This is a genomic window from Bradyrhizobium sp. (assembly GCF_019244115.1).
Classification (GTDB): Bacteria; Pseudomonadota; Alphaproteobacteria; order Rhizobiales; family Xanthobacteraceae; genus Bradyrhizobium.
The window spans coordinates 1-7,478 of record NZ_JAFATE010000523.1 but is presented as its reverse complement, the minus strand read 5'-3'; the positions used below and the strand labels follow the sequence as shown (position 1 = coordinate 7,478).

General features: G+C 63.8%; 8 protein-coding genes and 1 pseudogene. 3 read left to right on the top strand and 6 right to left on the bottom strand.

Features of this window, described 5'->3' with window-relative positions:
* Together JOZ76_RS23205 and JOZ76_RS23200 are read right to left on the bottom strand one after the other, a co-directional pair.
* A pseudogene (locus JOZ76_RS23205) lies at positions 1-107 on the bottom strand (DUF2147 domain-containing protein); the annotation flags it as partial.
* Positions 108-227: 120 nt separating this feature from the next.
* Complete coding sequence (locus JOZ76_RS23200) at positions 228-710, bottom strand: Lrp/AsnC family transcriptional regulator (RefSeq protein ID WP_291702276.1); 483 nt, start codon at positions 708-710, stop codon at positions 228-230.
* 144 nt (positions 711-854) lie between these two features.
* Here JOZ76_RS23200 and JOZ76_RS23195 point away from each other — a divergent pair, with 144 nt between their 5' ends.
* Together JOZ76_RS23195 and JOZ76_RS23190 are read left to right on the top strand one after the other, a co-directional pair.
* Positions 855-1,874 carry a 1-aminocyclopropane-1-carboxylate deaminase gene (locus JOZ76_RS23195; protein WP_291702275.1) on the top strand — a complete coding sequence of 340 codons (1,020 nt, stop codon included), beginning with the start codon at positions 855-857 and terminating at the stop codon, positions 1,872-1,874.
* 93 nt (positions 1,875-1,967) lie between these two features.
* Complete coding sequence (locus tag JOZ76_RS23190; protein ID WP_291702272.1) at positions 1,968-2,972, top strand: succinylglutamate desuccinylase/aspartoacylase domain-containing protein; 1,005 nt, start codon at positions 1,968-1,970, stop codon at positions 2,970-2,972.
* 239 nt (positions 2,973-3,211) lie between these two features.
* On the opposite strand, the gene JOZ76_RS23185 is transcribed toward JOZ76_RS23190, so the two are convergent.
* On the bottom strand, positions 3,212-3,985 hold the full coding sequence (locus JOZ76_RS23185) for a transporter substrate-binding domain-containing protein (protein WP_291702270.1): 774 nt from the start codon (positions 3,983-3,985) through the stop codon (positions 3,212-3,214).
* Positions 3,986-4,090: 105 nt separating this feature from the next.
* Between JOZ76_RS23185 and JOZ76_RS23180 the strand changes: the two genes are divergently transcribed.
* Positions 4,091-4,621 (top strand): DUF1993 domain-containing protein, encoded by a 531-nt coding sequence (locus JOZ76_RS23180; RefSeq protein ID WP_291702278.1) that lies wholly within the window; start codon positions 4,091-4,093, stop codon positions 4,619-4,621.
* 216 nt (positions 4,622-4,837) lie between these two features.
* On the opposite strand, the gene JOZ76_RS23175 is transcribed toward JOZ76_RS23180, so the two are convergent.
* From JOZ76_RS23175 to JOZ76_RS23165, 3 genes are all read right to left on the bottom strand, one after another.
* Positions 4,838-5,275, bottom strand: coding sequence for a hypothetical protein (locus JOZ76_RS23175; protein ID WP_291702268.1), 438 nt, complete (start codon positions 5,273-5,275; stop codon positions 4,838-4,840).
* Positions 5,276-5,536: 261 nt separating this feature from the next.
* Positions 5,537-6,523: a hydroxyacid dehydrogenase gene (locus JOZ76_RS23170; protein WP_291702266.1), complete on the bottom strand. Its 987-nt coding sequence runs from the start codon at positions 6,521-6,523 to the stop codon at positions 5,537-5,539.
* A gap of 30 nt (positions 6,524-6,553) precedes the next feature.
* On the bottom strand, positions 6,554-7,478 hold a 925-nt coding region (locus tag JOZ76_RS23165; RefSeq protein WP_291702264.1), incomplete at its 5' end, for an ABC transporter ATP-binding protein.

Here is a 7,478-nt window from a genome sequence, read left to right as displayed (position 1 = left end):
CGATCGGGGTCGATGCGAATGATGCGGCCGTCATACTCAAAACTGTACTGGGCCTGCGCGGCGCTGCTCGCCAGCAACACTGCCGCAATCGCCATGAGCACTCTCATCACGACCTCCCGAAGCGATTGAAACCCCCGGCGCTACCGTTATCGCCGCGCCCTCGCCAAGAACGTGATCTGCATCACGCTCAAATCGTAAGTCGCGCCCGTCAAGGCTTCGGTTCAAGCTCAGAAATCCAGCGGCGCGTTGTCCACGACCTCCTTCATCACGAAGAAAGTGCGGGTCTGACGCACGCCGGGCAGCGAAATCAGCTGATCGCCGTGCAGCTTGTTGAAGTCGCTGATGTCGCGGACTCTAATCTTCAGAAAGAAATCGAAATCGCCGGCGACGAGATGGCAGTCGAGCACGAAGCGCAGCTTCTTGATCGCGGCCTCGAAGGTGCGAAAGCTTTCCGGCGTCGAGCGGTCGAGCACCACACCGACGATGACCAGCGCGCTGCGGTCCACTTTTTCCGGCGCGACCTCGGCCCTGACGCTGCGGATCAGCCCCTCGTCGAACAGGCGTTGCGTGCGCCGGTGGCAGGTGGCGGGGCTCACATTCACGGCCGTCGCGAGATCGGCATTGCTAATGCGGCCGTCCCGCTGCAACAGCTGCAGGATTTTTCGATCGATGCGGTCGATGCCGGAATTGACGTCGGAAGAATCTTTCATTTTCCAGCCTGAGACATACAAATACTACCATCACCGCGGAGATACACGGTAGAACAGAGATAAATTCGGCTCCAGATGGAGAGCACCTTACAGAGCATTTTCGCTATTGTCCGCCGCAATTTGAACCCTTGCGGAGAGAGATCAGTGCTTCGGCTCGACAAATTCAAAAAATACCCCCTGACCTTCGGGCCGACGGCGATCGAACATCTGCCGCGGCTGACCGCCGCCCTCGGGGCCAAGGTGCAGATCTACGCCAAGCGCGACGACTGCAATTCCGGTCTGGCGATGGGCGGCAACAAGCTGCGCAAGCTCGAATACATCGTGCCCGACGCGATCTCGTCGAATGCCGACACGCTGGTGTCGATCGGCGGCGTGCAGTCGAACCACACCCGCATGGTGGCGGCGACCGCCGCCAAGATCGGCATGAAATGCGTGGTCGTGCAGGAGAGCTGGGTTCCGCACGAGGACGCCGTCTACGACCGCGTCGGCAACATCCTGTTGACGCGCCTGATGGGCGCCGACAGCCGCATCGTGCCCGACGGTTTCGACATCGGCATTCGCAAGAGCTGGGAGGACGCGATCCAGTCGGTGAAGGACGCCGGCGGCAAGCCCTATGGCATTCCGGCGGGCGCCTCGGTCCACAAATATGGCGGCCTCGGCTACGTCGGTTTCGCCGAGGAGGTGCGCGCCCAGGAAGCGCAGATGGGCATCAAGTTCGACTACATCGTCGTCTGCGTCGTCACCGGCTCGACTCAGGCCGGCATGATCGTCGGCTTTGCCGCCGACGACCGCGCCGACCGCGTCATCGGCATCGATGCATCCGGCACGCCGGCACAGACGCGGACCCAGGTGCGCGAGATCGTCGACCAGACCGCCGAGCTCGTCGAGCTCGGGCGCAAGGTGCGCGACGACGAGATCGTCATCCTCGACGACTATGCCTATCCCGCCTATGGCGTGCCGAGCAACGAGACCAACGAGGCGATCCGGCTCGCCGCGCGCACCGAAGCCATGATCACCGATCCGGTCTACGAGGGAAAATCCATGCAAGGCATGATTGATCTCGTGCGCAAGGGCTACTTCCCGGAGGGGTCGAAGGTGCTCTACGCGCATCTCGGCGGCGCGCCGGCGCTCAACGGCTACAGCTATACCTATCGGAACGGTTAGCTATTCGGGCGAGGCGTCACAAAAATGTTGACCAGAGAGAACGAGTCGCGTTCTCCCTGGCAGCGTGCCCTGTCAGAAGAGAATTGAGACATCGTGGTCGAGAGTACATCATCCAGCCGCGCCCAGCTCCAGCCCATCATCGACTATCCGGTCGAGTTTCAGCCGCCTGACATCGCCGAGTGGTGGCAAGGCAATACGGGCACGCCGTTCGTGTACAGTTTTGCGGCCGAGCGCTCCGGTCCCCACCTCCTGATCACCGCTCTGGTTCACGGCAATGAGCCGGCCGGCGCCGTGGCGCTGCATCGCCTGTTGTCGCAGCAGCTAAGACCGTCGCGTGGCCGTCTGACGCTCGCCTTCGCCAATGTCGGCGCCTATGAGCGCTTCGACGTGGCGGATCCCCGCGCCAGCCGCTGGCTCCAGGAGGACATGAACCGGATCTGGTCGCCTGACATTCTCGCGCAGGTGCCGCCGCGCAGCGCCGACGTCGCGCGGGCGGCGGCGTTGCGGCGCTTCGTCAATCAGGCGGACTATCTCTTGGACCTGCACACGACGCAGCATCCGACCGAGCCGCTGGTGCTGGCAGGGCCACTGGCGCGCAGCCGGGAGCTCGCGCGCACGACCGGGCTTGCCGACCTCGTCATCGTGGATCGCGGCCACGCGCAGGGCCGGCGCATGCGCGATTACGGCGCCTTCGGCGACCCCAAGGCATCCAGGACGGCGCTGCTGATCGAATGCGGCCAGCACTGGGAGGCCGCAAGCGCCGATGTTGCCTATGCCGCGTGCATCCGGATGCTGGAACGGCTCAGCATGGCGCCCGACGCATTCGAAGCACCTAGCGCGTCGCTGCCGCGCGAGGCCAGCCGCTTCGTTGAGATCACGATGCCGATAACGATCAAGCACGAGTTCGTCTTCGCGCTTCCGCTGCGCGGCGGTGAGATCATTCCGCGCGCCGGCACGGTGATCGGACATGACGGCGGCGAGCCCGTCGTCACTCCCCATGACGATTGTTTCGTGCTGATGCCCTCGCAACGGCTGTGGGCGGGGCTGACCGCCGTGCGGCTCGGCCGCCTGATCGCGCCATCGGCCCGCGCCGCTTAGAGCTGGCTTTAGTTGATTTCGGTTTCTCCGCGCCCACGGTTTACCTCTCCCCGCTTGCGGGGAGAGGTCGGATCGCATCTCAAGATGCGATCCGGGTGAGGGGGACTCTCCACGAACTCAGTCCCTTGAGACTCCCCCTCAACCCCAACCCTCTCCCCGCAAGCGGGGAGAGGGGCGCACTTCCGACGGGGCAAACGATCGAAGCTGAACTCATTATGCTTCAGATTGGCGGCGCCCCCTCACTCGAACCAGGCGGCGTAGATCTTCTGGTACGTGCCGTCTTCGGTCGCGAGGTGCAGCCACTGGTCGACAAAGGCCTTCAACCCGACATCGCGCTGCATCCAATAGGCCTTTTCGGCGAAGTCGAACGGCTTGTCCGGATGGACCGCGCACAGCACGCCCGGGTGAAGCTTTTGCTGATAACGTGTCTCCGATGAATCCGTGATCATCAGGTCGGCATCGCCCTTGGCGATCTCGTCGAAGATGGTGACGTTGTCGCCAAAAACCTTGATCTCGGCGTTCTTGACATTGGCGCGCGCAAAGCGCTCGTTGGTGCCGCCGGGGTTGACGATGACGCGTGTCCCTTGTTTGTCGATATCGGCAAGCGTCTGGTATTTGCCCTGATCGGCGCACCGCGCGATCGGCGTCTTGCCCTCGCGCATGATCGGCGTCGAGAACAGGCCTTTCTTCTGCCGGTCTAGTGTGATCGAGATGCCGCCCATCGCGATGTCGAAACTGTCGGCTTCAAAATCCTTCATCAGCTGCGGCCAGGCGGTCTGCACGAACTCCACCTTGACGCCGAGCGCTTTTCCGAGCGCCTGCGCCATGTCGACGTCGAAGCCGGCGAATGTGGAGCTGGTTTTGTCGAGATAGGTGAAGGGCCGGTAGTCGCCGGTCATGCCGACGCGCAAGGTGCCGCGCTTGATGATCTCGTCGAGCCGGGAGGCTTGCTGGGCCTGCGCCGAACAAACCAGCAAAAGCCCCGTCAACAGACCAATCGCGATACGCACCATGCCTTTGCCTCCCATGGACTTTGCCTTTTCAGTGTTGGACGCTGGAACGTCTTAGACCAACGTCTTTTGAGATGCGAGAGGGGAGAAATCGTCGTGAGCATTTCGCTGTACCAGGCCTCGGTCGGCGTGTTCGTGCCGTTTCTGGAAAATCTCTCCGGCCTGCTGGACCGCGCCGCTGCCGACGCGGAGGCGCGCAGGATCGACCCACGGGTCCTCGTCGCGATGCGCCTTGCTCCGACCATGTACGATCTCGGCCAGCAGGCCGGCGAGGCCAATCGCCACGCGACTGTCGCCTGCGCGCTGCTGGCCGGCCGCGCGCCCTGCCTGTTTCCAACGGGAGTACCTGATCTCGACGAACTGAAATCCCGTATCGCCACGGCGATCGCGTTCCTCCGGGGCCTGCCGAAAGATGCGATCGAGGCTGCCGCGGACAAGCCGGTCGTTTTTACCTTCAAGAACGGGACGACACGAAACTTCACCGGGCGCTCGCTGCTATTGAGCTTCAGCGTCCCGCAATTCTTCTTTCACGTCACGACCGCCTACGACATCCTGCGGCACGCCGGCGTCGACCTCGCCAAGAAGGATTTTCTGGGACCGCCGCGGGAGCTGACGCTAGCTTGGACGAGCGCAAGCTGACGTCCGTTGGACAGAGTCCTCAACATCGGTGGGTTCACCTCTCCCCGCTTGCGGGGAGAGGTCGGATCGCATCCTTAGATGCGATCCGGGTGAGGGGGACGCTCCACGAGGGCTGTGCCTAGGGCTCCCCCCTCACCCCAGCCCTCTCCCCGTGAAGAACGGGGAGAGGGGGCGCACCTGTGGCGCAGCAACGATCGAGCCTCAAATCATCATGCGTCAGATATCGCCGCCGCCGAGGCGGATCAGCTCGACCTCGTCGGTTCGCGCCGCCATTTCGTTTCGGAGCCGGTCGAAGCGCAGGTTGGCCTCGCTCTCTCTGTCGTCCACCCATTTGATGGCGGCCTCTGCGCTCATCGGGCCTGACGTGACCGGCACCGAGCTTGCGCCGATCGTCTCGTCGACATAGTAGCCGCCGTCATCGCCGCGGCGGACCGTCCATTTGAAGCGGATCGCCTCCATCGGCCCGGGGCCCATTTTCGAATAGCCATCGGCGCCGCTGGTTGGTGCCACAGGCGCCTCGTCGCCCGCCGGCGTCTCCTGAACTGGCTCTGACGTCTCGCCCGCCGCCTTGTTGGCGCCATGGGGCGGCTCGGGCTGATCGAGAATGCTCGCGATCGTCGCAAGCGCTTCATCCGCCGGATCGCTTTGACTCACGGCCGCACCTCCATCCACAACTCGGGGACTCCAAAACCGGCGCATCGCCTATCCCAGATGGTACCTGGACGGGGAATTTTAAGCCTTTTGGGCGCCGATCGGAGGTATTGCGATCCTCCCGGAAGTTACGCGCGCGCGGGCGCCGGGTTGCGCAGCCCGTCGCTTCCGGCTCCGCCGGCCATTGAAGGTCACGGGATATGGTCCTGTTCTGGCGAAAGGAATCGATCCGGGCCTGGCCGCCGCCAAGCGCGTCAAGTCCGCTCAGAGCACGTCCTGGTTGATGACATTCTGCCGGATCGGCTCGCCGTCGAGCGCGCTCAAAAGATTGCGCGCGGTCTGCTCGCTCATGCGGTCGACGGCCTCGACCGTGACGCCGGCGACATGCGGGGCCATGATCACGTTCGGCAAATCGTGCAGGGCATGGCCGACCGGCGGCGGCTCCTGCTCGAACACGTCGAGGCCGGCGCCGGCGAGCCGGCCCGAGACCAGTGCCTCATGCAGCGCCTTTTCGTCGATCAGGCCGCCGCGGGCCGTGTTGATCAGATAGGCGGTCGGCTTCATCCGTTTCAGCCGCTCCGCGCCGAACATGCCGACCGTCTCCGGCGTCTTCGGACAATGGATGCTGACGAAGTCGGCGCGCAGCAGCGCCGTGTCGAGATCCGCGACGACCTCGCAGCCGCTAGCTGCAATGTCGGCGGCCGATTTGTAGGGATCATAGACCAGGACCTGCATCTCCATCGCCAGGCAGCGCTTTGCGGTGCGCGTGCCGATGCGGCCGAAACCGATGATCAGCACGGTCTTGCCGTAGAGGTCGAAGGGCAGGCTGCCGAGCCGATAGGCCCAGGTACCATTCTTGACGATCGCGTGCATTTCGCTTGCGCGCTTGGCGAGCGTCAGCATCATGAACAGTGCCTGCTCGGCGACCGACGGCGAGTTGGCGGTCCCGGCGACCATCAGCGGCACCTTGCGGCGGCTCAGCGCCGGCACGTCGACCGCGTCATAACCGACCCCGATCCGGGTGACGACCTTCATGTCGCCGGATGCTTCGAGCTCCACCTCGCCGAAGCGGGTCGCACCGAGCGCGACGCCGTGGACCGGCGCGTGCTCCCTGAGCATCGCCTGAAAATCGGGAGCGGAGATCAGGTTGGGAAACTCGACGAGCTCGATGTCTTCCCGTTCGGTCAAAAGAGCCCGCGCTCTGGGCGACATCGTTTGCGTGACAAAAATCTTCTTCTTGTTGGTCGTCATTTCCTGCCCTGGGGGTCCGCTTTCGCGTCGCTACAAGACGACGCCGGTTCCCTCGTTTAGCAGGTGCATATTGTTGAGGTCCATCGCCAATCGCATGGGCGCACCGTCGCTCGCGCCGGCTCCCGGACTGACCCGGCCGCAGATCTGCGATCCCTCGAGCGTGAAATAGACCAGCGTCTCCATCCCCATCGGCTCGGTGACGTCGAGCACGGATTCGAACGTCTCGATGCCCGGCTCGGGAGCGCGCGGTTCTGTCAGGTGCTCGGGCCGGATTCCCATCAACAGCCTGTCGTCGCGCGGCACATTCCGATAGCGCGCGGCGCGCGCCGGCGGCAGCGGAAACGACAGTCGGTCGGTCAGGCGGATGTTGAGATGACCGGACGCCTCCTCGAGCCGGCAGGGGATGAAATTCATCGCGGGCGAACCGATGAAGCCCGCGACGAAACGCGTCGCCGGCTTGTGATAGAGCTCGTTCGGCGTGCCGATCTGCTCGATGCGGCCCTTGTTCATCACCACCACGCGATCGGCGAGCGTCATCGCCTCGACCTGGTCGTGGGTCACGTAGACCGTGGTGGTGCGGACCTTCTGGTGCACCTTCTTGATCTCGATCCGCATCTGCACCCGAAGTTTTGCGTCGAGATTGGAGAGCGGCTCGTCGAACAAAAACACTTTTGGATTGCGCACGATCGCGCGGCCCATCGCGACGCGCTGGCGCTGGCCGCCCGAAAGCTGCTTTGGCTTGCGGTCGATCAGGTCGGTGATGTCGAGCATGCGGGCAGCTTCCGTGACCCGGCTCTTGATCTCGGCTTTCGGGTAGTGCTTCAGCCGCAGCCCGAACGACATGTTCTCGGCGACCGTCATGTGCGGATAGAGCGCGTAGTTCTGGAACACCATGGCGATGTCGCGATCCTTGGGCGGTACGTCGTTGACGACGTCGCCGCCGATCATGATGTCG